This is a genomic window from Micromonospora krabiensis, assembly GCF_900091425.1.
Taxonomy (GTDB): Bacteria; Actinomycetota; Actinomycetes; order Mycobacteriales; family Micromonosporaceae; genus Micromonospora; species Micromonospora krabiensis.
On the sequence record NZ_LT598496.1, the window covers coordinates 2,977,219 to 3,001,041 of the forward strand.

A 23,823-nucleotide genomic window follows, 5' to 3' on the forward strand; every position below is an offset into this window, starting at 1 on the left:
CGGCGTACGCGAGGCTTGCCGCAGCCCAGCGCCACCCCCACGGAGGACGTCCCATGACCACAGCGACCCTGCGGAACATCGCCTACCGGGGCTTCCGGTTCCCGGCGGACGAGGCCACCGGCGTCGCGGTCGGGCTGCGGGGCGGGGCGGACGGGCTGGTGCTGGCCGGACCGGCCGGCGACCGGGTACGCCCCGGCCCGGACGGTGACGACCGGCGGTACGAGTGGGGCAGCTGGACCGCGCCCGCGGCGCCGGTCGGGTTCGGTGTGGCCGAGGTGGTGCCGTCCTGGACGGCGGACACTCCGGAGGGCTGCTGGATCGAGGTCGAGTTGCGCGGCTGGCACGAGGACACCCCCGCGACGGGCTGGTACGTCCTGGGCCGCTGGTCGGCCGACGACCGGTGGGTGCGCCGGACCTCGGTGCCGGGGCAGCGCGACGGTGCCGCCCGGGTGTCGACGGACACGCTCGTGGTCGACGACGCCACGGTGACCGGCTGGCAGGTGCGGGTCACCCTGCTACGACCGGTCGGCAGCCCGCTCACCCCGGCCCTGCGTACCGTCGGCGCGGTCGCCTCCGGCCGCGACGACGCCGAGCCGGCGCCGACGTCGACGGCCGAGCTGCCGCCGCCCGGGACGGGCACCGCCTGGGGGACGGTGCTGGAGGTGCCGCGCTACTCCCAGCGGCGCCACGGCGCGTACCCGGAGTGGGGCGGGGGCGGCGACTCCTGGTGCAGCCCGACCTGCACCTCGATGGTGCTGGCGTTCTGGGGCGCCGCGCCGCCGCCCGACCGGTACGCCTGGGTCGACCCGCCCGGCCCGCGGCCGGTGGTCGTGCACGCCGCCCGGCACTGTTTCGACCACGCCTACGCGGGGGCCGGCAACTGGTCGTTCAACACCGCGTACGCGGGGCTGCACGGCGTGGACGCCTTCGTCACCCGGCTGCGGTCGTTGGCCGAGGCGGAGGCGTTCGTCGCCGCCGGCATCCCGCTGGTGGTGTCCGCGGCGTTCACCCGCGGCGAGGTGCCGGGGCTGGACTACGACACGAAGGGGCACCTGATCGTGCTGGTCGGCTTCTCCGCCGACGGCGACCCGGTGCTCAACGACCCGTACGCCCCGGACGACGAGGCGGTGCGGCGGACGGTGGACCGGGCCCGGTTCGAGGCGGTGTGGCAGCGGGGCAGCGGTGGGATGGCGTACGTCATCCGGCCGCCGGGGGTGCCGCTGCCGTCGGCGCCCGCACAGCCCAACTGGTGATCAGCGGCGCAGCGACCAGACCCCGTACGCCCCGTCCGTCCGCCGGCAGACCAGCCGGTCCCCGTTGCCCTGACACTCCCCACCGGCGTCGGAGAGCACGTCCAGCAGGCGGGCGGTGCCGGCGCCGGCGTCCAGCTCGGCGACGAGCAGTCCGCCGTTCGGGTGCCGGCGGGTGCCGACCAGCGGGGCGTCGCGCCGCGCCGGGAACGCCATCTCCCAGAGCCCCAGCTCGCCGAGGACGGCGCCGGTGGCGGGGTCGAGCACGACGAGCTGCTCGGCGCCCGGGCCGGCGGTGCTCGCCGCGCCGGCCAGCAGCCGGCCACCGGTCGACCAGATGCCGGCCCACCGGTCGTCGGTCCACAGCTGCCGCCCGGTGGCCGGGTCGAGCACCCACAGCCCGACGTCGCGGCTCCCCACACAGATGACCGGGTCGCACTCCCCGGCGTAGAGCGCGTCACCGACCCGGGTCTGCCAGCGCCGCTCCAGCCGGTCCAGGTCGTAGGCGGTCACCGTGCCCGGCGTGTCGCCGACGGTGACCAGCAGGTCCCCGATGAGCTGCACGTTGACGTTGCGCTCGCCCTGCCAGAGGTCCGCGCCGACCCGCAGCGCGCCGGTGACGGCGTCGAAGACCCCGACCCTGCCCTCGGCGCTGACCAGCGCGATGCGGTCCACCCCGGTGCCCGCGTAGCGGTAGACGACCTGGTGGCCGGCGACCGGGATCGACCAGCGCGGCGCGCCGCAGCAGGGGTCGACCGCCCGCAGCGTGCCGGTCAGGTCGGGGTCGATCGACTCCAGCAGCAGGTTGCCGTCCGCGAGCTCCAGCGGTCTGCCCGGCTGCTGCCACCGGTAGGCCCCGGTCGCCAGGTCCAGCACCACCGTGAGGCTGCGCTCGACACCGGAGCCGCCCTGGTGGCCGGTCACCACCAGCATCCCGCCCACCGTCGACATCCCCCAGTAGCGGCCCTGCGCCGGCAGGCTCGACTCCCATGCCGGCTCTCCACCGGGGAGCCGGTAGGCGGCCAGCCGACGGTCGCCGGACCCGTCGAACGGGTCGATGATCATGACCAGGTCGCCGACGAGGAGGGCATCCGCCCCCAGCCGGGCCGGCAGGACGACCTCGGCGCGTACCAGGGTCGGGACGCTGCCGGTGAGACACGCCAGGAGCAGGACGAACACCAGGGCGCAGCGCAGCGGCCGACCGACGGCGCGCGGCGGCCGGGGCAGCGGCTCGGACTCCGGCTCGTGCCGCAGCTCCCCCAGGTCGATCATCGGACCGCTGGTCACCGTCGCCACCGCCACACGCCGAACGAGCCGTCCCTGCGGCGACACACCATCGCGTCCTTCCCGGCCTGGCAGGCGCCCGACGCGTCGGCGATCACGTCGAGCAGCCGCGGGCGCCCGGCCGCGAGGTCCCACTCGACGACGACGAGCCGCCCATCGTCGGCCCGCCGGAGGCTGACCGGCGGCGCGTCCTGCTCGAACGCGGGCAGCGGCTGCCACGTGCCCCACTCGGCCACCACCGCACCGGTGCCGGCGTCCAGGGCCGCGTAGTCGTCGCCCGCCGACTGGCCCGCGGTGACCAGCACTCGGCCCGCCCCGCTGGCCAGCACGCCGCTCCACGCCGGAGCGGTCCACCGGGTGGCGCCGGTCGCCGGGTCGAGCGCCCGGAACCCACCGGGCTGGGTGTGGGCGCAGAGCACCACGCCGCACGGCAGCACGTACGACACCTGCGGCGCCTCGACCGACCAGCGCGGCTCCAGCCGGTCCAGGTCGTACGCCCGCAGCACCCCCCCGTCCAGGACGAGCAGGAGGTCACCGACCACCTGGTGGCGGGGCGGCTCCGGGGTGGCCGCGGCGCGCGTCACGGCGGCGCGGCGCAACACGGCGCCGGTCGCGGCGTCCCGCAGCTCGGCCGTCCCGTCGTACCCGAGCATCAGGACCCGGTCGATCGTCCCGTTACGGACCCGGTACTGCGCGCCGGGCGGGAACGAGCCGGGTGTGGACCAGATCGTCCGCCCCGACGCGAGGTCGACCGCACTGACCGTAGGCGGACCGACGGGCCGTTCCAGCAGCAGCCGTCCGCTCGCGTCGAGCCGACTGAAGCCCGGCTGCCGCCAGCGGAGCCGCCCGGTCGCCGCGTCCAGGACGATCGTGTCCGGCGCCCCGTCCGGGGCGAGGTTGGCGGAGAGGACCAGCGCGTCGCCGGCCGCCGCCACCCCCCACAGCTCGCCGACGACGGGCAGCCGGACCCGCCACCGGGGCGCGGGCCGCTGGGCGGTCGTGGCGGCCCGCTCGGGCAGCGGGTAGGCGACCAGGTCCCGGCTCCCGTCGGTCACGCCCTCAACGGGGCGGGCGATGAGGAGCAGGTCGCCGACGAGGAACGGCTCGGCCGCCGGGGCGCCGGGTACCACGGCCCGGACCCGGCCCGGTGCCGGTGCCGCGCCGGCCAGGGTCGCCAGCGCGACCACGCAGACCAGGAGCGTCCGCAGTGGACGGCCCAGGGGCGGGCGTCGCCGCGGGACCGGGACCGGGACCGGGTCGGCGCGCAGTTCGCCCAGGTCGATGAGCGTCATGACCCTCCTCCCGTCACCTCGCCGCGACGGGCGCGAACCGGCAAACCGGCCGCGACCGCCACGGCCCGGCAAAAGCGACGCATCCCCACCTGTACGATGGCGCGTCGTGGCTGTGCCGGTCGTAGATCCCTCGCTGAATCCCGTTACCGACGCCGATCCGGTCGAGGCCGAGCCGTCGCGACGGCCCCGACGCCGGCCGGCTCGCGCCGACCTGTTGGCTCTCGGAGCCTATGTGGTGCTCGGCGTTCTCGTCTGCCTCAACTACTGGGAGGACGTGCAGGGCACCGTCTCCTCGCACCTGCCCACGGACCACAGCTGGTTCGAGTGGCTGTTCGCGCACGGCGCCTACTCCGTCCAGCACCTGGAGAACCCGCTCTTCACCACCCGCCAGAACGCCCCCGACGGGGTGAACATGATGGCGAACACCTCGCTGCTGGGCATGACGCTGCCGCTGGCGCCGCTGACGATGCTGCTCGGCCCCCAGGTGATGTACGCGCTCTACCTCGGTGGCGCGCTGGCGGCGACCGCCGCGACCAGCTACTGGGTGCTCTCCCGGTACCTGGTCCGCTCCCGGGCCGCGGCGTTCGTCGGCGGCGGGTTCCTCGGTTTCGCGCCGGGCATCGTGCACCACGCGAACGGCCAGCCCAACTTCGTCTCCAACTTCCTGCTGCCGCTGATCGTGGCACGGGTGCTGCGGCTGTCCGAGCCGGGCCGGTGGCGGCGCAACGGGCTGGTGCTGGGCCTGCTGGTGGCGTACCAGATCTTCATCAACGAGGAGATGTTGCTGCTCACCGCGCTGGCCTGCCTGATCGTGGTGCTGGCGTACGCGGTGCAGCGACCGCGGGACGCGTGGGCGCGGGCCGGGACGTTCGCCGCCGCGCTCGGCGTGGGGGGCGGGGTGGCGCTGCTGCTCACCGCCTACCCCATCTGGTTCCAGTTCAACGGTCCGCAGTCCTACCGGGGGCTGCAGGGCGGGGTGTTCCACAACTGGGGCGAGGACCTGGCCGCGTTCGTGACCTTCCCACGCGACAGCTGGGCCGGTGATCCGGCGGTGGAGCAGACCATCGGCTTGACCGAGCAGAACACCTGGTTCGGCTGGCCGCTGGTGCTGGTCGCCCTGGTGGCCCTGGTGCTGCTGGTCCGCCGGTCGCTCGCGGCCCGGATCCTCGCGGTGCTGGTGGTCGTCTTCACCGTGGGCTCGCTCGGGCCCCGCATCCGGCTGAACGGCGTGGAGACCGAGGTCAACGGGCCGTGGCACTACCTGCGGGACGATCTGCCGCTGGTCGAGATGATGATGCCGACCCGGTTGACGCTGGTGGTCGCCGGCGCGGTGGGCGTGCTGCTCGCGCTGGCCTGGGACCGGCTGGCCCGCCTGGGCCGCCCGGCCGCGACGGTCCGGGTGCCGGCGCAGCGCACGGCCGAGGCGGACGAGACGATGCCCGCCTCGGCCACCGCCGGGTCCGGTCGGCGACGTTGGCTCCGCTTCGTGGGGTACGCGGCCATCGCGGCCGCCGTGCTGCCGCTGCTGCCCCGACCGCTGCCCGCCCAGCCGGTGGACCCGCCGCCGCACTTCATCACCGCCGGCGGCTGGCGGCCGTACGTCCCGGACGGGCGCACCCTCGTGCCGGTGCCCATCCCCAGCAACGTGCACGGGCTGCCGACGCTGCGCTGGAGCGCGCTGACCGGCCAGGAGTTCCCGGTGCCGGGCGGCTACTTCATCGGCCCGAACGAGAAGGGCGAGGGTGTCTTCGGGGCGCCGAACCGCCCCACCAGCACGCTCATCTACTCCACGATGGACACCGGCACCGTGCCGGCGCTCACCGACGAGAACCGTCGCCAGGCGGTGGAGGACCTGCGCTGGTGGCGCGCCTCCGTGGTGGTGCTCGGCGCGCACCCCCGGGAGACCGTGCTGCGGGAGTTGATGACCGGCCTGCTCGGCGCGCCGCAGCGGGTCGACGACGTCTGGGTCTGGGACGTCCGCCCACTGGTGGGCTGAGGTTCCCGAGCGGTCAGCCGGCGAGGGCGCGGACGTCCCACACCCAGGCGTCACCGATCTGCCGGCCCGGCCCGAGCAGCTGGTCGAGCGTATCCCGCACCGGGTCGCCGTGGCGCAGTCCGCTCTGCACCACCACGGCCGCCCGCCAGTGCCGCAGGTCGTCCACGGCCTGCCGGCGGTCCGCGTCGGTGACCACCGGCGCCACGCCCGTCTCGGCCACCCGACGCAGCAGCACCGACGTGGGCCGGTCCGGGGAGCCCCACCGGGCGCTCGGGTCGTCCGGGCCGCTCGGGCCGATGAAGAAGCCACCGGGCGAGCGGAAGGCCAGGCCGGTCCGGGCCGACCACAGCATCGCCGGGCTGACCGCCGCGCCGGTGACCGGCGGGACCGGGACCACCGTCCGGCCGGCCGGCACGTACGCCCGCCAGCCGCCGTCGGCCAGGAACGACGGGACCGGCGCGGCCGGCACCGTGCGGATCGGGGTCGGCGTGAGGGGCAGCAGCACGGCGGCCAGCGCGCCCGTCCAGAGCAGCCGCACCGGGGCGTGCTGTCGCGCGGCGGCGGGGCGGCGGTCGGGCCAGGACGCCGCAGCGGGCCCGCGCACGCGGTCCGTCCCGAGCGCGAGCAGGACCCCGAGCACCGGCACGCAGACCAGCGCGAAGCGCGCCGGCACCGCCAGGTCGAGCAGCGGCAGGTCGGCCACCAGGCGGAACGGGCCGGGCAGCCCGGTCGCCTCGCCGTTGACCCGGATGTGCGGGCCGAGCGAGAGCAGCGCGAAGACCACGCCGCAGCCGGCCAGGGCCCGGACCAGCGCCGACCGCCGGAGCCAGACGACGATCACCACGGCGAGCACCAGCAGGCCGGGACCGAAGAACGAGTTCTCCTCCGTGGGGTTCGGCGCGAGCAGCCCCGGCACGTGGTCGTCGCCGATCACGGTCTGCCGGGCGGCGGCGGTGAACGACGCCGCGTCGAGCTGGAAGCTGTACGCGGCGAAGGCCATCCCCCGGTAGTGCTGCGGCCCGAGGAACTGGAACCACAGCGGGTACGCCAGCAGCGCGCCGGCCACCGCCGCGCCGATCCCGATCCGGGCCGCCACGACCGGCGCCGCACGGCGGGCGGCGACCCGGTCGGCGAGCGCGTACCCGACCACGAACACCCCGGCGGCGAGGGCCAGGAAGACCAGTACCTCCTCGCCGAGGAAGACCTGCCAGGTGACCACCAGGCCGAGCAGCACCCCGTCACGGCGTACGCGGCCACGGCCGGGCCGGAACAGCAGCGCGAGGATCACCGGCACCAGGAACTGCGCGGCGATGTGCGGATGCGCCCCGGCCTGCGCCACCATGCCCGGGGCGAAGCCGCAGAACAGCCCGCCGACCGCGGCGGCGACCCGGGAGCGGACGAGCCGGCGGCGCAGCAGCGCGTACCAGGCGGCGGCCGTGCCGGCCAGGCAGCACACGACCACCACGACGAAGGTGACCTGCGGCCCGAACAGCAGGGTGACGGGGGCCAGCGGCACCCCCAGCCCGAGCACCGACGTGTTCGCCATCAGGTTGACCCCGTCGGGGGCGTTGAGGGCGGTGCTGTAGAGCGGGTTCTCCAGCGCGAACACGGCCCGGGCCGCGCGGGCCAGCATCCACTCGAAGAGGACCTGGTCGCCCGCCTGGTGGAACAGCCGGTCGGGGCGTCGCCACTGCCCGCTGGTCAGCAGCACGGCCAGGCCGAGGTAACCGGCGACCACCAGGGCGTCGGCGGTCCACACCGGACGGGCGCGGTGCGGCGGCGCGGCGGCGACCTCGGGCGCGACCGCGGTCCGGGTGGCCATCAGGCTGTGCGGTCGGTCAACGCCCGCACGTCCCAGACCCAGACGTCCAGCTCCTGACGGCCGGGGCCGACCAACTGCTCGACGGTACGCCGCAACGGCTCGGCGTTGGGCTGGCGCAGCGGCAGCACCAGGATCGCCGCGCGCCAGTGCCGCAGTTCGTCCAGCGACCGCCGGCGCTCCCGGTCGTCCAGCTGCGGCGTACGCCCGGTCGTCGCCACCTCCTCCAGCAGCTGACCCACCCCGCTCGGCCGGCCGCCGAACCGCCCCGGGTCACCCGTGGTGGCGTTGCGCGGGGCGAGGAAGTAGCCGCCCGGGATCTTGAAGTCGAGGTTGGTGGCGGCCGCCCACCGCATGCCGTTGGTGTTGCCCATGCTCGGCACCGGGATCGGCACCAGCGTCTGGTCCGGCCCCACGTACGCCCGCCACCGGTCGGCGGTGATGAAGTCCGGCACCGGCGGCCGGGAGACCACCGGCAGGGGCATCGGCGCGATCGGCAGCAGCGCGAGGACGAGTCCGGCGACGGTGAGGGTGCGGACCGTACGCCGCTCGGCGTGCCGCAGCGCCCAGGCGCGGTCGACGGCGAGGGCCAGCAGCAGGGCGACCACGACACTGGTGATCATGCCGAACCGGGTGGGTACCACCGCGTCGAGCAGCGGGAGCTTCACGAGCAGCTCCCACGGGCCGGGGAACAGCTCCCGGTCCCACCAGGAGATCCGCTCGCCCAGCGAGAGCACGGCGAACAGGACGCCGGTCGCCGCGAGCGCCCGGACCACCGGCTCCCGCCGCAGCCACCCGACGACCCCGATGGCGAGCAGCGCCAGGCTCCACCCGAAGAAGGCGTTCTCCTCCGAGTAGTTCGGCGCGAGGTTGACGTTGGCCCGCTGGTTGCCGCCGAGCGTCGGGGAACCCTGGGCGAAGAAGGCGGCGATGTCGTTGCCGTAGTCGGGCACCGCGTCGCTGAGCCCGTGGTACGCCATCGGCCCGGCGAACTGGACGTAGAGCGGGTACGCCAGCAGCGCCCCGGCCAGCACCGCGCAGGACGACAACCCGATGGCCAGCGGCCGCCACGCGGACGCCAGCCGGGCGGGCTCCTGGACCACCACGGCGAGCAGGAAGACCCCGCAGGCCAGCGCGGTGAACAGCAGGATCTCCTCGTTGACGAACGCCTGGACGGTCACCAGCACGGCCAGCAGCAGCCCGTCCCGCACCGGGCGCCGGGATCGGGTGAGCACGAGCACCCGCCACACGATGAACGGCAGCAGGAACTGGCTGATGATGTTCGGGTGCCAGCTGGCGTGCGACAGCATGGCCGGCGCGAACCCGCAGAACCAGCCGCCGACCGCCGCGGCCAGCGGCGCCCGGACCAGGTGCCGGGACAGCACGTGGTACCAGGCGGCGGCGGTGCCGGCGAGGCCCAGGGTCACCAGCACGACGAAGGTGACCGCCGGCCCGAAGAGCAGCGTCACCGGCACCATCGGAATGCCGAGCGCGAGGATGGCGGTGTTCGCCATCAGGTTGACGCCGTCCGGGTAGTTGAACTGGTCGGTGTAGAACGGGAAGTCGCCGTGCAGCACCACCCGCACCGAGTGCGCGAGGAAGAACTGCACCTGAGCCGGGTCGCTGCTGTACAGCGCGGCCACCCGGCCGGCCGGGTCCAGCCAGATCCGGCTGGTCACCCAGAGCGCGGCGAGCAGGAAGAGCGCGTACACCGCCAGGTCCCGGCGGCGGCGGGTCCACCGGAAGCGGCGGACCGGCGTGGGCGCGGCGGCGACGTCGACGGTCGGGGGCGCCTCGTCGAGGCCGACCGGCGGGGCGCCGTTCACCTCCGGCCGGGACTCCTCGACGGCCGGCTCCGACGGCGGATCGAGGACCGGAGGGAGGGTCGCCACGGCACCGGCGGGCAGCGGATGGGACCGGACGCCCCCGGCGGCGTCGATCTCCGGAACGGACTCGGCGCGGGGCTCGGCAGGCGTCACAGTCGGCGGAGTCTACCCGAAAGGTGACAAGAGCCCGCAGTCGTGTCCGGGCGCCAGGGGGCAGAGCCGCCAGACCACTCTGGTCGGACATCTCGTACCATGACGCTTCCGACCAAGGCCGAGCGATCGGGGGCGTACAGGTGGCTCCAGTCCGCACGGGCGGCAGGACGGCCACCGCGCTGCTCACCGTGCTGCTCGCCGTGACCGGGTGCGGCCCGGTCGCCGACCGGACCTCGACCGACCTGCGGGCCGGCTACGACAGCCTGGACGGTCCGCTCGCGGTGTGGCCGCCTCGGGGCGACCTGGCCGCCGACGCCGCGGTCACCGCGGCCGTCAGCGAGGCCGTACGCGCCTGGCGGTCCCCCGTGGACGACCGCGTCCACCTGCCCTCGTCCGGCATCCTCTTCGCCGGCGAGGTCGACGGCTCACCGCTCGCCCTGGTCGCCGCGGACGTGCCCGGCGAGGGCGCCTCGTGGCTGTTGCAGCTGACCGGCGAGGACGGCCGTTACCGGGTCGCGCGGGCCAGCGACTACACCTCGCCCGGTTACCTCGTCTACTCCGACGTGCTGCCCGTCCAGACCACTGCCGGGCGGCGCTACCTGACCTCCGCCCGGGTCGAGCGTCTACTGGGGCCGGACGGGCGCGCGCTGAGCGTCCGCGACGGCCTCACCGCACCGGTCGACGTGCCGCCGTGCCGGGCGGTGCCGGTGACGGCGACCCTGCGGGCCACCGAGTCGCTGCCCCGGGGCCGGGCCGCGGACCGCCTGCTCGACCTGGGCACGGACACCAGCGACCCGCGCTATCCGCTGGTCCGGGACGAGACCGGCTCCGGCCGGCGGGCCCTGTCCGGGTTGGACACCTGTGTGTTGTCCGGCGAGCGCGGCCCGTTCGGCAGCATCGCGCGGCGGGTCGGCGACCGGGACGCACCGGAGTCGGTGCCGGACTCGTGGCCGCTGGCCAAGGTGGCCGCCCGGTCGCTCGGTGAGGTGGCCCTCGGCGGCGGCGAGCCGGCCGAGTTGGAGCAGCTCACCTGGGAGAGCCCGAGCGGGACGATGACCGCCGTGGTCTACCGGCCGGCCGGCGGCGGTGCCCCGGTGTTCTCCCCGGCCGACCGGGCCAACCCGCTGCAGGCGTACCGGCTGCCGGTGCCCGGCCAGCCGCTGGTCGTGCTCAGCTGGCGGGCCAGCCGGGACAGTTCCCTGTCGGTGCCGCCGGACACCCCGGTGCTGGTGGAGCGGCCGGGGCTGGCGGTCGTGCCGGAGCCGGAGCGGCCCCGCACGTTCAGCGTGGCCGTGACGGACAAGACGCACTACCGGTCGGTCGGCGGCCGCTGACCGTCCGCGCGCCCCGGCGGCCGCTGATTCTCGGCGCGCCGCGCGGCCGCCGCTGATCAGCGGCGCGGAACGACGCGGCGGGCGGTCCCGGTTGCCCGGGGCCGCCCGCCGTCGTCCTCGTTCAGTTCTTCGCGGCCGTGTCGTCGGCGGTGAGCCGGACCGGCTCGACCGACCCGCCGTCCAGCCCGGAGATCCAGCCGGTGACGTCCCGGGCCACGTCCTGGGCGGTGAGCCCCAGGTCGGCGAGGATCTGCGCCCGGGTGCCGTGGGGGTGCCAGTCGGCCGGCACGCCCAGGTCCCGCAGCGGCACGCGGACGTCGGCGTCACGCATCGCCTGCGCGAGGGCGTCGCCGACACCGCCGACGCGGACGCCGTCCTCCACGGTCACCACGAGCCGGTGCCGGGCGGCCAGCTCGACCAGCTCGGCCGGGACCGGGCGGACCCAGCGCGGGTCGACCACGGTGACCCCGTAGCCCTGCTCGGCGACCCGGGCGGCGACCTCCATGCCGAGGTGCCCGAACGCGCCCACGGCGACCAGCAGCACGTCCGTACGCGCCGCCTCGGCCAGCACGTCGACCGGGCCGACCCGGCGCAGGGCCGGCAGGTCGGCGGCGACGGATCCGGTCGGGAAGCGGACCACGGTGGGCCCGTCGTCGACGCCGACCGCCTCGCGCAGCTCCTCGCGCAGGGTGGCGGCGTCGCGGGGCGCGGCGATCCGCAGGCCCGGCACCACACCGAACACCGACATGTCCCAGATGCCGTAGTGGCTCGGCCCGTCCGGGCCGGTGATGCCGGCGCGGTCGAGCACGAAGGTCACCGGGAGCTTGTGCATCGCCACGTCGAGGAGCACCTGGTCGAAGGCCCGGTTGAGGAAGGTCGCGTAGACCGCCACGACCGGGTGCAGGCCACCCAGCGCGAGCCCCGCCGCGGAGGTGGCGGCGTGCTGCTCGGCGATGCCGACGTCGTACACCCGCTCCGGGTACTTGCGGGCCAGCTTGGCGATGCCCGTCGGCTCGGCCATCGCGGCGGTGATGCCCACCACGTCGGGCCGCTCGTCGGCGACCGCGACCAGCTCGTCGGCGAAGACGTGCGTCCACTTCACGGACGGCGCGGCGACCAGCTGGCCGGTCTCGACGTCGAACGCGCCACCCGGGCCGTGCAGGCAGTCCGCCTCGTCCTCCTCGGCCGGGCGGTAGCCGTAGCCCTTGCGGGTGACCGCGTGGACGATCACCGGGCCGCCGAACTGCTTCGCGGCCCGCAGCGCGGACTCGACCGCGGCGATGTCGTGCCCGTCGACCGGGCCGACGTACTTGATGCCGAGGTCCTCGAACATCGCCTGCGGGGCGACCGCGTCCTTGATGCCCTTCTTGACCGCGTGCAGCACCTCGTACATGGGTCGGCCGACGAGCGGCGTCGAGCCGAGCGCCTCCTTGACCGTGTCGAGGACCTTCTCGTAGCCCGGGTTGAGCCGCAGCGACGAGAGGTGGTCGGCGAGGCCGCCGATGGTCGGCGAGTAGGACCGGCCGTTGTCGTTGACCACGATGACGAGCGGGTTGCCGGCGGTCGCGATGTTGTTCAGCGCCTCCCAGCACATGCCCCCGGTGAGCGCCCCGTCACCCACGACGGCGACCACGGCGCGCGACTCGCCGCGCAGCGCGTACGCCTTGGCCAGGCCGTCGGCGTACGACAGGGCGGTGGAGGCGTGCGAGTTCTCGATGAGGTCGTGCTCGCTCTCGGCCTGGTTGGGGTAGCCGGAGAGCCCGCCACGCTGGCGCAGCCGGTCGAAACCGGCCTGCCGACCGGTGACGATCTTGTGCACGTACCCCTGGTGACCGGTGTCGAACAGGAGACGGTCCCGGGGCGAGTCGAAGACCCGGTGCAGGGCGAGTGTCAGCTCGACCACGCCCAGGTTGGGCCCGATGTGCCCCCCGGTGCGGGACACCTTCGCGATCAGGAAGTCACGGATCTCGGCGGCGAGAATGTCCAACTGCTCGGCAGACATCCGCTTGACGTCCTGCGGACCGCGCACCGTGGCGAGCAGGCGACCGTGGTTGGCCGTGTCCTCTTCAACGCTCATGACCGCAGAGTCTATCGGCCGGCCGACACTCCGCAGCCCGACCCGAGGACCCTTCGTCTCTCGGGCGGGGTCCGTCCGGGCCTGAGCAGGCGTTCAGGTGCGGATTCGCAACCGGCGTGGCGGTCGTGCGGGCGTGGCCCCCGCCGGCGGCCCCGAGGGCGTCCAGGAACCGAGCACGGCCGCCCGAGCCGCCCCGGTCACCGAGGGGATCGCGCCGGGCAGGCCGTGCCAGGAGAGCCACCCGAGCAGCGCGAACGCGTACGCCTCCTTGGCCTGGGCCGGCACACCCAGCTCGTCGGTGCCGCGCAGCCGCCAGCGACCGGCCCCGAGCGCCGCGATCCGGCCGCGCAACGTCCGGTTGCGCAGCCCGCCGCCGGCGGCCAGCACCTCGACCACCCCGTGCCGGTCGCACTCGGCGGCCACCACCCGCGCGGTCAGCTCGGTGAGCGTCGCCAGCAGGTCGTCCACCGGCACGGACTCGCCGAGCGCGGCCAGCCGCTCGTCCAGGTAGCCGCCGTGGAACAGCTCCTTGCCGGTCGACTTCGGCGGTGGCGCGGCGTAGTACGGCTCGGCGAGCAGCGCCGCCAGCAGGCCCGGGTGCACCCGGCCGGCCGCCGCCCGGACGCCGTCGAGGTCGCAGGGCCGGTCCAGGAACCGCCGGGCGGCCGCGTCCAGCAGCGCGTTGGCGGGCCCGATGTCGTACCCGAGGACGGGCGTGCCCGGCGCGACCACGGTGAGGTTGGCGATGCCGCCGAGATTCAGTGCCGCCCGGGGCTCGGCCGGCGCGCCCCCGGCGTCCGGCGCCAGCAGCAGCGCGTCGAAGGCCGGCACCAGGGGCGCGCCCTGCCCACCCGCGGCGATGTCCGCCGACCGCAGGTCGCTGAGCACGGGTACGCCGACCCGCGCGGCCACCCGGGCCACCGCGCCGAGCTGGAGGGTGCCCCGGGCCGCGCCCTCCGCCACCCAGTGGAAGACCGTCTGCCCCGGCGAGACCACCAGGTCGGCCGTGCCGCCGGCCAGCTCCAGACCGACCGCCGCCGCCTCGGCGAACACCTCGCCCAGCCGGTTGTCGAGCCGACAGACCGCCTCGATCGTGGTGGCCGCCGGCGGCAGCAGCTCGCCGATGCGTTCCCGCAGCTCGTCGTCGTAGTCCAGCCCTCGGTGACCCAACGGGCGCAGCCAGAGCGTGTCCCCCTCGACGGTGAACTCGGCCGCCGCCACGTCCACCCCGTCGTACGACGTGCCCGACATCAACCCGACGATCTTCACCGCGCCAGGCTACGGCGCTGCGCGGCCCGCGTCGCGCCCGAGCGCGGTCACTGGGCGGGCAGCAGCAGGCCGACCAGCTCCACGTGCTGGGTCATCGGGAACAGGTCGAAGCCGCGCAGCGCGGCGAGCCGCCAGCCCAGGCCGGCGAAGGTACGGACGTCCCGGGCGAAGGCGGCCGGATCGCAGGCCACGTACCCGATCGCCCGCGGCCCGACGGCGGCCAGCTCACGCACCACGCGGCTGCCGGCGCCGGTCCGCGGCGGGTCGAGCACCACCACGTCGACCGGGCCGGTGATCCGCCGGCGGGTCAGCGCGGTCTCCACCCGGGCCTCGACGACCTCGACCCGGGGCAGGTCACGCAGGTTCTCCCGGGCCGCCGCGACGCCCTGGGGGGCCGCCTCGACCAGCGTGACCCGGCCGGCGTCGCCGACCCGGCCGGCCAGTGCGGCGGCGAACAGGCCCGCCCCGCCGTAGAGGTCCCACGCCGACTCCCCCGGCCGCGGGTCGACCAGGTCCAGCACCGCCCCGACCAGGGTGTCCGCCGCCGCGGGGTGGACCTGCCAGAAGGCGCTCGCGGGCAGGTGCCAGTCCCGGTCCACGGCCACCTCGCGCACCGTCTCCGGCCCGCGCACCGGCCTGGTCACGCCGTCGGCCACCGCCGCGACGGCCACGTCGCCGCCGGTGGAGGCGACCGTCTCCACCGCCTCGGCGTCCGGCCAGCGGGTACCGCTGGGCGTCAGCACCGGCAGCTCCTGGATCGCCGGGTGCGCGATCAGGCACCGGTCGATCGGCACCACCTCGTGCGAGCGGTGCTTGAGCAGCCCCGCCCGGTCGGCGCCGTCCACCGCGTACCGGACCCGCGACCGCCAGCCCAGCGGCCCACCCGGCAGCGCCTCGACCCGGACACCGAGCCCGTCCAGTTCGGCGTCGGTGAGCCCACCGAGCCGGGTCAACTGCTCGCGGACCACCGCGGTCTTCCAGGCGAGCTGCGCGGCCGGCGCCACGTGTTGCAGGTCGCAGCCGCCGCAGCGGCCCGGCCTCGCGTACGGGCAGGGCGGCTCGACGCGGTCCGGGGAGGCGGTCAGCACGCGTACGGCGTCGGCGCGGACGAAACCCTTGTGCACCTCGGTGACCTCGGCGACCACCCGCTCGCCGGGCAGCGCGTGCCGGACGAAGACCACCTGCCCGTCCACCCGGGCCACGCAGTGACCACCCGGCGCGATCGCGTCTACGGTCAGCTCGACGCGCTCCGCCTCGGCCAGGCCGCCGCCCCCGTCACCGGCGGGAGGCCGCCCCGTCGTCGGCTCAGTCACGGCCGCCGCCCTCCCCCGGCGGCGCCGAGACCACCGGCGGGACGCTCGGCGGCAGCGTGCTGCGCGGCGCCACCCGGGGGCCACGGGCCGGGCCGCGGGACAGCGTGGCGTCCAGCCGGTCCAGGTCCTTGCTGGCGGTCGAGGCGAGCTGCCACGGCACGCTGGTCACCATCACACCGGGCTCGAACAGCAGCCGGGTCTTGAGTCGCAGCGCGCTCTGGTTGTGCAGCAGGTTCTCCCACCAGCGGCCGACGACGTACTCCGGGATGAAGACGGTGACCACGTCGCGCGGCGACTCCCGGCGGGTGTTCGCCACGAAGTCCAGGATCGGTCGGGTGATCTCCCGGTACGGCGAGTCGACCACGGTCAGCGGCACCGGCAGCTCACGCCGCTCCCACTCGTCCTGGAGGTCCCGGGTGTCCTTCTCGTCCACGTTCACGGTCACCGCCGTGAGCGTGTCGGGCCGGGTGGCGCGGGCGTACGCGATGGCCCGCAGGGTCGGCTGGTGCAGCTTGCTGACCAGCACGATGGCGTGGTTGCGGGCGGGCAGCATGGGCCGCCCCTCGTCCGGCGGGGTCAGCTCCCGCGCGACCCGGTCGTAGTGCCGGCGGATGGCCAGCATCAGCACGTAGATCACCGCCATCGCGGCGATCGCGATCCAGGCGCCGAGCAGGAACTTGGTGACCAGCACGATCACCAGGACGGTGCCGGTCAGGCCCATGCCGAACGTGTTGATCGCCCGGGAGCGGACCATCCGGCGGCGCGCCTCCGGGTCCCGCTCGTGCTTCAGGTGTCGGTTCCAGTGCCGGATCATGCCGGCCTGGGAGAGGGTGAAGGAGACGAAGACCCCGACGATGTAGAGCTGGATCAGCCGGGTCACCTCGGCCTGGAACCCGACGATCAGCACGATCGCGAAGACGGCCAGGAAGACGATGCCGTTGGAGAAGGCCAACCGGTCGCCCCGAGTGTGCAGCTGCCGGGGCAGGTAGCGGTCCTGGGCGAGGATCGAGCCGAGCACCGGGAACCCGTTGAACGCGGTGTTCGCGGCCAGGAACAGGATCAGCGCGGTCATCCCGGCCACCACGTACAGCAGGATCGACCCGGAGCCGAACACCGCCTCGCCGAGCTGGGTGGTGACGGTCTTCTGCACGTAACCGTCTGGGCCGGACACGATCTGGAGCGCCGGGTCCTCGACGAACTGGAGGTGGGTCAGCCGCGCCAGCCAGATCATCCCGACCAGCAGGCTCACCGCGATCCCGCCGAGCAGCAGCAGGGTGGTGGCCGCGTTGCGGCTCTTCGGCGCCTTGAACGCCGGTACGCCGTTGGAGATCGCCTCGACGCCGGTGAGCGCGGCGGCGCCCGAGCTGAACGTCCGCAGCAGCAGGAAGACCAGGGCGAACCCGGTCACGCTGTGCTCGGCCTGGATGACCAGGTCGGCGCTGGGGGCGCGGAGGTCGTCGCCGAGCACGAAGACCCGGATGAGGCCGGTGAGCAGCATCCCACCGATCACGATCACGAAGCCGTACGTCGGGACGGCGAACGCGGTGCCCGACTCGCGCAGGCCGCGCAGGTTCACCGCGGTCAGCAGCACCACCGCGATGACCGCGATCATGACCTTGTGGGTGGCCACGAACGGCACCACCGAGCCGAGGTTCGCCACCCCGGACGAGACGGACACGGCCACCGTCAGGACGTAGTCGACCAGCAGCGCGCTGGCCACCCCGACACCGAACTTCGGGCCGAGGTTGACCGTGGCCACCTCGTAGTCCCCACCGCCGGAGGGGTAGGCGTGGACGTTCTGCCGGTAGCTGGCCACCACCGTCAGCATGACCACCACCACCGCCAGCGCGATCCACGGCGAGTAGAAGTATGCCGACGCCCCGGCGATGGAGAGCGTCAGCAGGATCTCGTCGGGCGCGTACGCGACGCTGGACAGCGCGTCGGACGCGAACACGGGCAGCGCGATGCGCTTCGGCAGGAGGGTGTGCTGCAGCCGGTCGGACCGGAACGGTCGACCGAGGAGCAGCCGCTTCAGCAGCGAGGTGGGACTGGCCACGATCGCCAAGAGTACGACCACCGCGCGCGAGGTGCGGGGGTGGGCGATCGCCGCCCCCGACCCGGCGGTACCGTCGGTCCCCGTTCCCGGCCGGGACGTGGCAGGCTCGCACTCGACGGGTCCGGCACGGACGGGTACGCACCGTGGGAGGAAGCGTGCATGTCGTGATCATGGGTTGTGGTCGGGTCGGGTCGACCCTCGCCCACAGCCTGGAGTCCCGCGGGCACTCGGTCGCCGTGATCGACCACGACGCCGACGCCTTCCGCCGCCTCGGCCCGGACTTCGCCGGGATCACCGTCACCGGCGCCGGCTTCGACGGCGACGTGCTGCGGCAGGCCGGCATCGAGCGGGCCGACGCGTTCGCCGCCGTGTCCAGCGGCGACAACTCCAACATCATCTCGGCCCGGCTGGCGCGGGAGACGTTCGGCGTGTCCCGGGTGGCCGCCCGCATCTACGACCAGCGTCGGGCGCAGGTCTACGAGCGGCTCGGCATCCCCACCGTGGCCACCGTCCGGTGGACCGCCGACCGGATGCTGCGGCACCTGGTGCCCGAGGGGAACGTCGAGATCTTCCGCGACCCGACGAGCACCGTGTCGATCGTCGAGGTGCCGGTGCACAAGGACTGGGTCGGCCGGTCCACCCGGGCGCTGGAGGAGGCCGTCGGGACGCGGGTGGCGTACCTGATCCGCTTCGGCATCGGCACGCTGCCCACCGCGTCGACCCTCCTCCAGGAGGGTGACCAGGTGTTCATGCTGGTCACCGACGACATCGCGGGCACGGTCACGTCGGTGGCGGCCACGCCGCCGGAAGGGGGGCACTGAGCCATGCGGATCGCCATCGCCGGCGCCGGCAACGTGGGCCGCTCGATCGCCCAGGAGCTGATCGACAACGGCCACCAGGTGATGCTCATCGAGCGCCAGCCGAAGATGCTGCGGCCCGACCGGGTGCCCGCCGCCGACTGGGTGCTCGCCGACGCGTGCGAGCTGACCAGCCTGGAGGAGGCCAACCTCGCCGGCTGCGACGTCGTGGTCGCCGCCACCGGCGACGACAAGGTCAACCTCGTGGTGTCGCTGCTGGCCAAGACCGAGTTCGCGGTGCCCCGCGTCGTCGCCCGCGTCAACCGGGCGGAGAACGAGTGGCTCTTCACCGAGCAGTGGGGGGTCGACGTCGCGGTGAGCAAGCCGCGCGTGATGGCCGCGCTGGTCGAGGAGGCGGTCACCGTCGGCGACCTGGTCCGCCTGATGACCTTCCGGCAGGGCGAGGCGAACCTCGTGGAGATCACCCTCCCGCCGAACGCGCCCTACGTCGGCCAGCCGATCCACGCCGTGCCGCTGCCCCGCGACGCCGCCCTGGTGGCGATCCTGCGCGGCAAGCGGGTGCTGGTGCCCAGCCCGGACGACCCGATCGAGGCCGGCGACGAACTGATCTTCGTGTGCACGGCCGAGGTGGAGGACGCGGTCCGCGCCGTGATCCTCGGCCCGGACAGCGTGGAACGCACCCGCGAGACGAGCTGACCCGACCGCGGCCCACCCGGGCCCGGTCGGTCAACTGCCCGGCAGCGGCTCCGGATTCGACTCCCGGGTGACGCGGCGCACCGTCCAGACGGTGATCAGCAGCAGCAGCGCGTACGGCGGGTAGCCCAGCACCAGCCGGGCCACCCCGAGCGCCGTGTCCTGGTGGGCGAGGTAGAGCCCGGCCTGCACGCCGACCTTGGCCAGCCAGACCACGCCCCAGAGCACGGTCAGCGAGGTGAACGTGCGCACCAGGCGGGGGTCGTGCCGCCACTCGGAGCGCCCCTTGGCGACCAGGACCGACCAGATCCAACCCACCAGCGGTTGCCGGACGGCGGCCGAGAGCAGCAGCACCAGGCCGTAGCCGATGCCGTAGAGGATGCCGGGCAGGTAGAAGTCGCGTTCGTCGCCGGTGCGCCAGGCGATGGCCGCGCCGACGGCGACGCCGAACAGCCCGTTGACCGCGTGCCGGACCGGGCGGCGCTGGGCCAGCCGCAGACCGGCGATGAGCAGCGCCACCGCCACCGAGGCGATCACCGCGGGCCGCAGCTCGCCGATGATGTTGGCGACCACGAAGACGACCACCGGGATGCTCGACTCCACGAGCCCCCGCCAGCCGCCGAGCTGGTCGGCCATCTGCTCGGCGATGGTCGGCAGCCGCTCCTCGTCCTCCGGCCCGGTCCGCGGCCCGGCGGCCTGCTGCTGTCCGGTCGTCATCCGCCCACGTCCGTCAGCCGTGCCCACCCCGTCGCTCACTTCGGGACGTCCAGCTCGTAGTACGGGTTGTAGATCACCTTGCGGTCGTCGCGGATGGCGACCCGGCCCCGGGCGGTGAGGTGGCGGCCCGGCTCGATGCCGGCGATGTGCCGCCGACCCAGCCACACCAGCGTCACCACGTCGCTGCCGTCGTAGAGGTCCGCCTCCAGCGTGGGCAGGTTGGTGCGGGGCGTGTAGACCACCGTGCGCAGCCGCCCCGCCACCGAGACCACCTGGCCACGGGAGCACTGCCGGGCGGGCGTGCCGCCGCACTCGGCGCTCTCGCGTTGCAGCTCCTGTGCGTCGATCTCGGCTTCGCTCGCGGTGAGCCGTCGCAGGATGCCCCGCAGCGACACCCGGCTCTCCTCGGTCGTCATGACCCCCGCGTCACCCTCTCCACGCCCGCCGGCCCGCGCCGGCTCCGTCGCGGCCCCGACGTCGCCGGGACCGTCCCGCCAGCGTACGCCGATCGGGCCGGCCCCGGTGGATCGGTGACCGGCGGTCAGACCTGGCGGGACTGAGCCGCCGGTCGATCGCCGTCCGGCGTCGCCGCGTCCTCCTGCTCGGCGGCCTCGCGGGGCAGGCGCAGCGGCAACGGCTCACGGACCGGCTTGGCCTCCTGACCCCGGTCGACCACCAGGCCGTACAGGCACTCGGCCAGCGGGCCGGCGGCGGCCGGGTCGACGGCCGCGTCGCCCTGGAAGACGCCGCGAACCATCCAGCGCGGGCCGTTGACGCCCACGAAACGCAGGTCGGTCGGCCCGTCCTCGGTGCGGATCCGGGCGCGCAGCTCGATGCCGTACTCCCCCTCCACCTCCTCGACGACGGCGCCGTCACCGAGCAGCGACTGCCGGATCTCCTCGCGCACCTCGTCCCAGATCCCCTCCGAGCGGGGCGCGGCGAAGACGCCGAGCTGTAGCGCGTTCGAGCCGTGCACCAGCACCACCTGCTGGATCACGCCCTGCTGGTCGGCCTGCACCCGCACCTCGACCTCGGGCACCGCCGGGATGTGCAGGCTGCCGAGGTCCAGGCGGGCCACCCCGGCCGGGGCCTCGGAGATGTCGTACGGGCCACGGTCGAGGGTCGGCGGGGTCACCGCGTCCAGCTCGTTCTCGTCCAGGACGACCTGCTCGTCCCGCCCGTCACCGGCCCGCTTCCGGGAGAAGATCACTGCGTCCACCCTCCGCTGTTCGCGCTCACCCTGTCACCTGTTCGCCGCGCCGGTCCGCCCGGGGCGGGCCCGCGGGCGGTGGCACCAGCCCGGCGTGCCCGCCGGTGGAGCCGTGGCCGCCCGTTCCCCGACGGGACGTGGGCAGCTCGGCCACCGGCTGGAAGTCCGCCCGCGCCACCCGCTGCACAACGAGCTGGGCGATCCGGTCGCCACGGGAGATCTTCGCGGGCGTGGCCCGATCGTGGTTGATCAGGTTCACCATGATCTCCCCCCGGTAGCCGGCGTCGACCGTACCGGGCGCGTTGAGCACCGTCACACCGAGCCTGGCCGCGAGCCCCGAACGGGGGTGGACCAGGCCCACGTACCCCTCCGGGAGCGCGATCGCGACGCCGGTCGGGACCAGGGCGCGCCCACCGGGCGGCAGCTCGACGTCCGCGGCGGCCACCAGGTCGGCGCCGGCGTCGCCGGGATGGGCGTACGCCGGCAGCGGCAGCTCGGGGTCGAGCTGGCGTACGGGCACGGGTACGACGTCGGTCACGGTTCCCCTCTTCCGTCGGTCATGGGGTGACCCTGCCATCCTGCCGGGTACCCCGGCCCGCGTCCGCCGTACCCTCGGACTGTGAGCCTGTCGCCGTCCTCGCCGTCCCCGGCGCCGCCCGTGGCGGCCCCCGCCGCCTACTCCGAGCGGCTCGGCCTGTCCTGGTGGCTCTGGCTGGCCGGGCTGGCGGTCGCCGGCCTGCTGGCCGCCGAGATCTGGATGGGCGCGCCCGGGCTGCGCTCCTGGCTGCCGTTCGCGGTCCTCCCGCCGGTCACCGTCGCCGGCCTGTGGTGGCTGGGCCGCATCCGGGTCGCCGTACGCGACGGCGAACTGCGGGTCGACGACGCCCGCCTGCCGGTGCGCTACGTCGCCGACGTGGTGCCGCTGGACGCCGCCGGCCGCCGGGAGGTGCTCGGCGTCGGCGCCGACCCGCTGGCGTTCGTGGTGCAGCGCCCCTGGATCGGCGGCGCCGTGCAGGTGGTGCTGGACGACCCGGCCGATCCGACGCCGTTCTGGGTGGTCAGCACCCGCCGGCCGGTCGAGCTCGCGGCGGCGCTCCTCGCCGCCCGCGACGCGAGCTGACGGGCCGCGGATCAGGGTTGCCGGGCCGAAGCCCACGACCGCCGGCCGGGAAGTGCGGGCGGGCGGGCCCGGGGATCAGGGTTGGCCGGGCGCGGGGGGCAGGCTGCGGGCCGGCGGGTCGGGCAGCGCCCGACGCTTGCGGCGCAGGTCGTCACGGACCTGGTCGCCGAGGGACCGGGTGGCTCGCCGGTTGAGGTAACCGGCGACGGCCGCCCCGGTGAGGAACGGGCCGAGCGTGGTGAGGTTGCGGCCGAGGCGCCGCATCAGGGTGTCCCGCAGCTCCCGCCGGGCCGCGGTGCCGAGCACGGCGCCCACGCCGGCGCCCGGCATCATCGGGTTGACGCCCCGCTGGGTGGCCCAGGCGTGCACCAGGGCGACCGCCCGCTGGCTGCCGCCGGTGGGCAGCGGGACGCCGTAGATCTCGTGCAGCTCGCCGACCAGCTTGAGCTCGATCGCGACGACGGCGACGGTCTCGGCGGCCAGCAGGATCGGCGCGGAGAGCAGTGTCGGCGTGACCGTCCACTCCACGGCGGCCACGCCGCCGCCGGCCGCGCCGACCCCGGCGGTCGCCCGGGCCGCGTTGCGCACCAGTCGGTCGGCCAGCGCCTCGTCGTCGAGGCCCTCGAAGTGCCGGCGCAGGGTCGCCAGATCGCGGATCGGCACGTGCGGAGCGACCTCCGCGACCGTGTCGACCATCCAGCGGACGGCGGCGCGCGGCTTGAACAGGTCGCCGAGACCACGGGCCCGCGCCTGCCCGACGAGCCGGGTCAGCAGCTGCCGACGCCGGGCCGGCTCGATGTCGTCCTCGGTCAGCGCCGCCACCGTGGCGCCCAGCTCGGCCGGGTCGCGCTCGGGCGCGTCGCCTCGCTCGCTCATCTCGTCCCGACCTCCCGGTTGCCGGCGCCCTCGCGCCTATCCGTTACGAGTCAAGCAGTTCCCGGCCGGCGGCGCATGGTGACGTCGACAGCGGCGGCCTCGGTCGGAGGCCGCCGCTGGTGTGGACAGAGGTTGGTCAGACGCACTCGCGGCAGATCAGCTCGCCGTTGCGTTCGACCGCCAGCTGGCTGCGGTGGTGCACCAGGAAGCAGCGAGCACAGCGGAACTCGTCCTGCTGCATCGGCAGCACCTTGACCGTGAGCTCCTCGTCGGCCAGGTCGGCTCCGGGCAGCTCGAAGCTCTCGGCCACCTCGGCCTCGTCGACGTCCACGGCGCCCGACTGTGAGTCGACGCGCCGGGCCTTGAGCTCTTCCAGGCTGTCCTCGCCGAGGTCGACCTCGTCGCGACGCGGGGCGTCGTAGTCGGTGGCCATCGGTTTCACTCTCCCATATCGATGTTGTCGCTTCCGGTTGTAACGCCGGACGACGCTGTTTCGGTTCCGCTGGCCGGCCACGCGTTGTGTCGGTCACCCGACCCAGAGATGCCTCCGGACCGGGGCCGCCAGGAAACCCCCCAGCGAGCGCGGTACCTTACCCCCCCTTTGGGCGAGGCATGTATACCGCCCTCGTGGCAGAGATGTACGCCCCCGCACGGGAAGTTGTTCCCAATGTGACTCAGGCGACACGAAGATAGGGGTAGTAGTACCTGGTTCCCGGGCGG

The 23,823-nt window shown here is 74.8% G+C and carries 20 protein-coding genes; 6 read left to right on the forward strand and 14 right to left on the reverse strand.

Translation table 11 applies throughout. From position 1 onward, the window contains the following. Nucleotides 1-53 precede the first annotated feature (53 nt). Nucleotides 54-1,253 (forward strand): peptidase C39 family protein, encoded by a 1,200-nt coding sequence (locus GA0070620_RS13265; RefSeq protein ID WP_091590645.1) that lies wholly within the window; start codon nt 54-56, stop codon nt 1,251-1,253. Here GA0070620_RS13265 and GA0070620_RS13270 read toward each other — a convergent pair whose 3' ends face one another. Together GA0070620_RS13270 and GA0070620_RS13275 are read right to left on the reverse strand one after the other, a co-directional pair. After that, nucleotides 1,254-2,537, reverse strand: coding sequence for an outer membrane protein assembly factor BamB family protein (locus GA0070620_RS13270; protein ID WP_157741609.1), 1,284 nt, complete (start codon nt 2,535-2,537; stop codon nt 1,254-1,256). Then, nucleotides 2,534-3,826 (reverse strand): outer membrane protein assembly factor BamB family protein, encoded by a 1,293-nt coding sequence (locus GA0070620_RS13275; protein ID WP_157741610.1) that lies wholly within the window; start codon nt 3,824-3,826, stop codon nt 2,534-2,536. Before GA0070620_RS13275 ends, GA0070620_RS13270 begins: the two co-directional genes overlap by 4 nt. A 133-nt stretch (nt 3,827-3,959) precedes the next feature. Here GA0070620_RS13275 and GA0070620_RS13280 point away from each other — a divergent pair, with 133 nt between their 5' ends. Further along, nucleotides 3,960-5,822, forward strand: coding sequence for a hypothetical protein (locus tag GA0070620_RS13280; protein WP_377521051.1), 1,863 nt, complete (start codon nt 3,960-3,962; stop codon nt 5,820-5,822). 13 nt (nt 5,823-5,835) lie between these two features. On the opposite strand, the gene GA0070620_RS13285 is transcribed toward GA0070620_RS13280, so the two are convergent. Further along, complete coding sequence (locus tag GA0070620_RS13285) at nt 5,836-7,644, reverse strand: hypothetical protein (RefSeq protein ID WP_231922365.1); 1,809 nt, start codon at nt 7,642-7,644, stop codon at nt 5,836-5,838. Further along, the gene (locus GA0070620_RS13290) at nt 7,644-9,467 is read right to left on the reverse strand and encodes a glycosyltransferase family protein (protein WP_231922425.1); all 1,824 of its coding nucleotides are present in this window, start codon (nt 9,465-9,467) and stop codon (nt 7,644-7,646) included. Before GA0070620_RS13290 ends, GA0070620_RS13285 begins: the two co-directional genes overlap by 1 nt. A gap of 293 nt (nt 9,468-9,760) precedes the next feature. On the opposite strand from GA0070620_RS13290, the gene GA0070620_RS13295 reads away from it, so the two are divergent. Then, nucleotides 9,761-10,954 (forward strand): hypothetical protein, encoded by a 1,194-nt coding sequence (locus tag GA0070620_RS13295; protein WP_091590651.1) that lies wholly within the window; start codon nt 9,761-9,763, stop codon nt 10,952-10,954. Nucleotides 10,955-11,075: 121 nt separating this feature from the next. On the opposite strand, the gene dxs is transcribed toward GA0070620_RS13295, so the two are convergent. From dxs to GA0070620_RS13315, 4 genes are all read right to left on the reverse strand, one after another. After that, nucleotides 11,076-13,031 (reverse strand): 1-deoxy-D-xylulose-5-phosphate synthase, encoded by a 1,956-nt coding sequence (gene dxs / locus GA0070620_RS13300; protein WP_091590654.1) that lies wholly within the window; start codon nt 13,029-13,031, stop codon nt 11,076-11,078. A 93-nt stretch (nt 13,032-13,124) separates the two neighbouring features. Further along, on the reverse strand, nt 13,125-14,300 hold the full coding sequence (locus tag GA0070620_RS13305; RefSeq protein ID WP_091590656.1) for an anhydro-N-acetylmuramic acid kinase: 1,176 nt from the start codon (nt 14,298-14,300) through the stop codon (nt 13,125-13,127). A 47-nt stretch (nt 14,301-14,347) separates the two neighbouring features. Beyond that, entirely contained in the window at nt 14,348-15,613 is a 1,266-nt protein-coding gene (locus tag GA0070620_RS13310; protein ID WP_091590659.1) for a class I SAM-dependent RNA methyltransferase, read from the reverse strand. Continuing rightward, nucleotides 15,606-17,669, reverse strand: a complete 2,064-nt coding sequence (locus GA0070620_RS13315) for an APC family permease (protein WP_091598692.1) — start codon at nt 17,667-17,669, stop codon at nt 15,606-15,608. The genes GA0070620_RS13310 and GA0070620_RS13315 overlap by 8 nt, the downstream gene beginning before the upstream one ends. 155 nt (nt 17,670-17,824) lie before the next feature. Here GA0070620_RS13315 and GA0070620_RS13320 point away from each other — a divergent pair, with 155 nt between their 5' ends. Together GA0070620_RS13320 and GA0070620_RS13325 are read left to right on the forward strand one after the other, a co-directional pair. Then, a complete protein-coding gene (locus GA0070620_RS13320; protein ID WP_091590662.1) occupies nt 17,825-18,490 on the forward strand; it encodes a potassium channel family protein in 666 nt (221 codons plus the stop codon). A gap of 3 nt (nt 18,491-18,493) precedes the next feature. Continuing rightward, nucleotides 18,494-19,183: a potassium channel family protein gene (locus GA0070620_RS13325; protein WP_091590665.1), complete on the forward strand. Its 690-nt coding sequence runs from the start codon at nt 18,494-18,496 to the stop codon at nt 19,181-19,183. Between the two features lie 30 nt (nt 19,184-19,213). Here GA0070620_RS13325 and GA0070620_RS13330 read toward each other — a convergent pair whose 3' ends face one another. From GA0070620_RS13330 to dut, 4 genes are all read right to left on the reverse strand, one after another. Beyond that, nucleotides 19,214-19,897 carry a DUF3159 domain-containing protein gene (locus GA0070620_RS13330; RefSeq protein ID WP_091590668.1) on the reverse strand — a complete coding sequence of 228 codons (684 nt, stop codon included), beginning with the start codon at nt 19,895-19,897 and terminating at the stop codon, nt 19,214-19,216. Between the two features lie 35 nt (nt 19,898-19,932). Beyond that, the gene (locus GA0070620_RS13335; protein WP_091590671.1) at nt 19,933-20,313 is read right to left on the reverse strand and encodes an OB-fold nucleic acid binding domain-containing protein; all 381 of its coding nucleotides are present in this window, start codon (nt 20,311-20,313) and stop codon (nt 19,933-19,935) included. Between the two features lie 125 nt (nt 20,314-20,438). Beyond that, on the reverse strand, nt 20,439-21,107 hold the full coding sequence (locus GA0070620_RS13340) for a DUF3710 domain-containing protein (RefSeq protein WP_091590674.1): 669 nt from the start codon (nt 21,105-21,107) through the stop codon (nt 20,439-20,441). Nucleotides 21,108-21,132: 25 nt separating this feature from the next. Beyond that, the gene (gene dut / locus GA0070620_RS13345; protein WP_172836427.1) at nt 21,133-21,645 is read right to left on the reverse strand and encodes a dUTP diphosphatase; all 513 of its coding nucleotides are present in this window, start codon (nt 21,643-21,645) and stop codon (nt 21,133-21,135) included. Nucleotides 21,646-21,732: 87 nt separating this feature from the next. On the opposite strand from dut, the gene GA0070620_RS13350 reads away from it, so the two are divergent. Further along, nucleotides 21,733-22,227, forward strand: a complete 495-nt coding sequence (locus GA0070620_RS13350; RefSeq protein ID WP_091598695.1) for a DUF3093 domain-containing protein — start codon at nt 21,733-21,735, stop codon at nt 22,225-22,227. A 75-nt stretch (nt 22,228-22,302) separates the two neighbouring features. Here the strand turns inward: GA0070620_RS13350 and GA0070620_RS13355 are convergent, their stop codons facing one another. Both GA0070620_RS13355 and GA0070620_RS13360 read right to left on the reverse strand, forming a co-directional pair. Further along, on the reverse strand, nt 22,303-23,103 hold the full coding sequence (locus GA0070620_RS13355; RefSeq protein WP_091590679.1) for a hypothetical protein: 801 nt from the start codon (nt 23,101-23,103) through the stop codon (nt 22,303-22,305). Between the two features lie 136 nt (nt 23,104-23,239). Continuing rightward, on the reverse strand, nt 23,240-23,536 hold the full coding sequence (locus GA0070620_RS13360) for a DUF4193 domain-containing protein (protein WP_007075406.1): 297 nt from the start codon (nt 23,534-23,536) through the stop codon (nt 23,240-23,242). Nucleotides 23,537-23,823 lie beyond the last annotated feature (287 nt).

Coding starts and splice junctions, on each gene's coding strand:
- GA0070620_RS13265 (WP_091590645.1), top strand. CDS start 54: ATGACCACAGCGACCCTGCGGAACATCGCCTACCGGGGCTTCCGGTTC.
- GA0070620_RS13330 (WP_091590668.1), bottom strand. CDS start 19,897: ATGACGACCGGACAGCAGCAGGCCGCCGGGCCGCGGACCGGGCCGGAG.
- GA0070620_RS13355 (WP_091590679.1), bottom strand. CDS start 23,103: ATGAGCGAGCGAGGCGACGCGCCCGAGCGCGACCCGGCCGAGCTGGGC.
- GA0070620_RS13285 (WP_231922365.1), bottom strand. CDS start 7,644: ATGGCCACCCGGACCGCGGTCGCGCCCGAGGTCGCCGCCGCGCCGCCG.
- dxs (WP_091590654.1), bottom strand. CDS start 13,031: ATGAGCGTTGAAGAGGACACGGCCAACCACGGTCGCCTGCTCGCCACG.
- GA0070620_RS13325 (WP_091590665.1), top strand. CDS start 18,494: ATGCGGATCGCCATCGCCGGCGCCGGCAACGTGGGCCGCTCGATCGCC.
- GA0070620_RS13335 (WP_091590671.1), bottom strand. CDS start 20,313: ATGACGACCGAGGAGAGCCGGGTGTCGCTGCGGGGCATCCTGCGACGG.
- GA0070620_RS13275 (WP_157741610.1), bottom strand. CDS start 3,826: ATGACGCTCATCGACCTGGGCGAACTGCGCGCCGACCCGGTCCCGGTC.
- GA0070620_RS13360 (WP_007075406.1), bottom strand. CDS start 23,536: ATGGCCACCGACTACGACGCCCCGCGTCGCGACGAGGTCGACCTCGGC.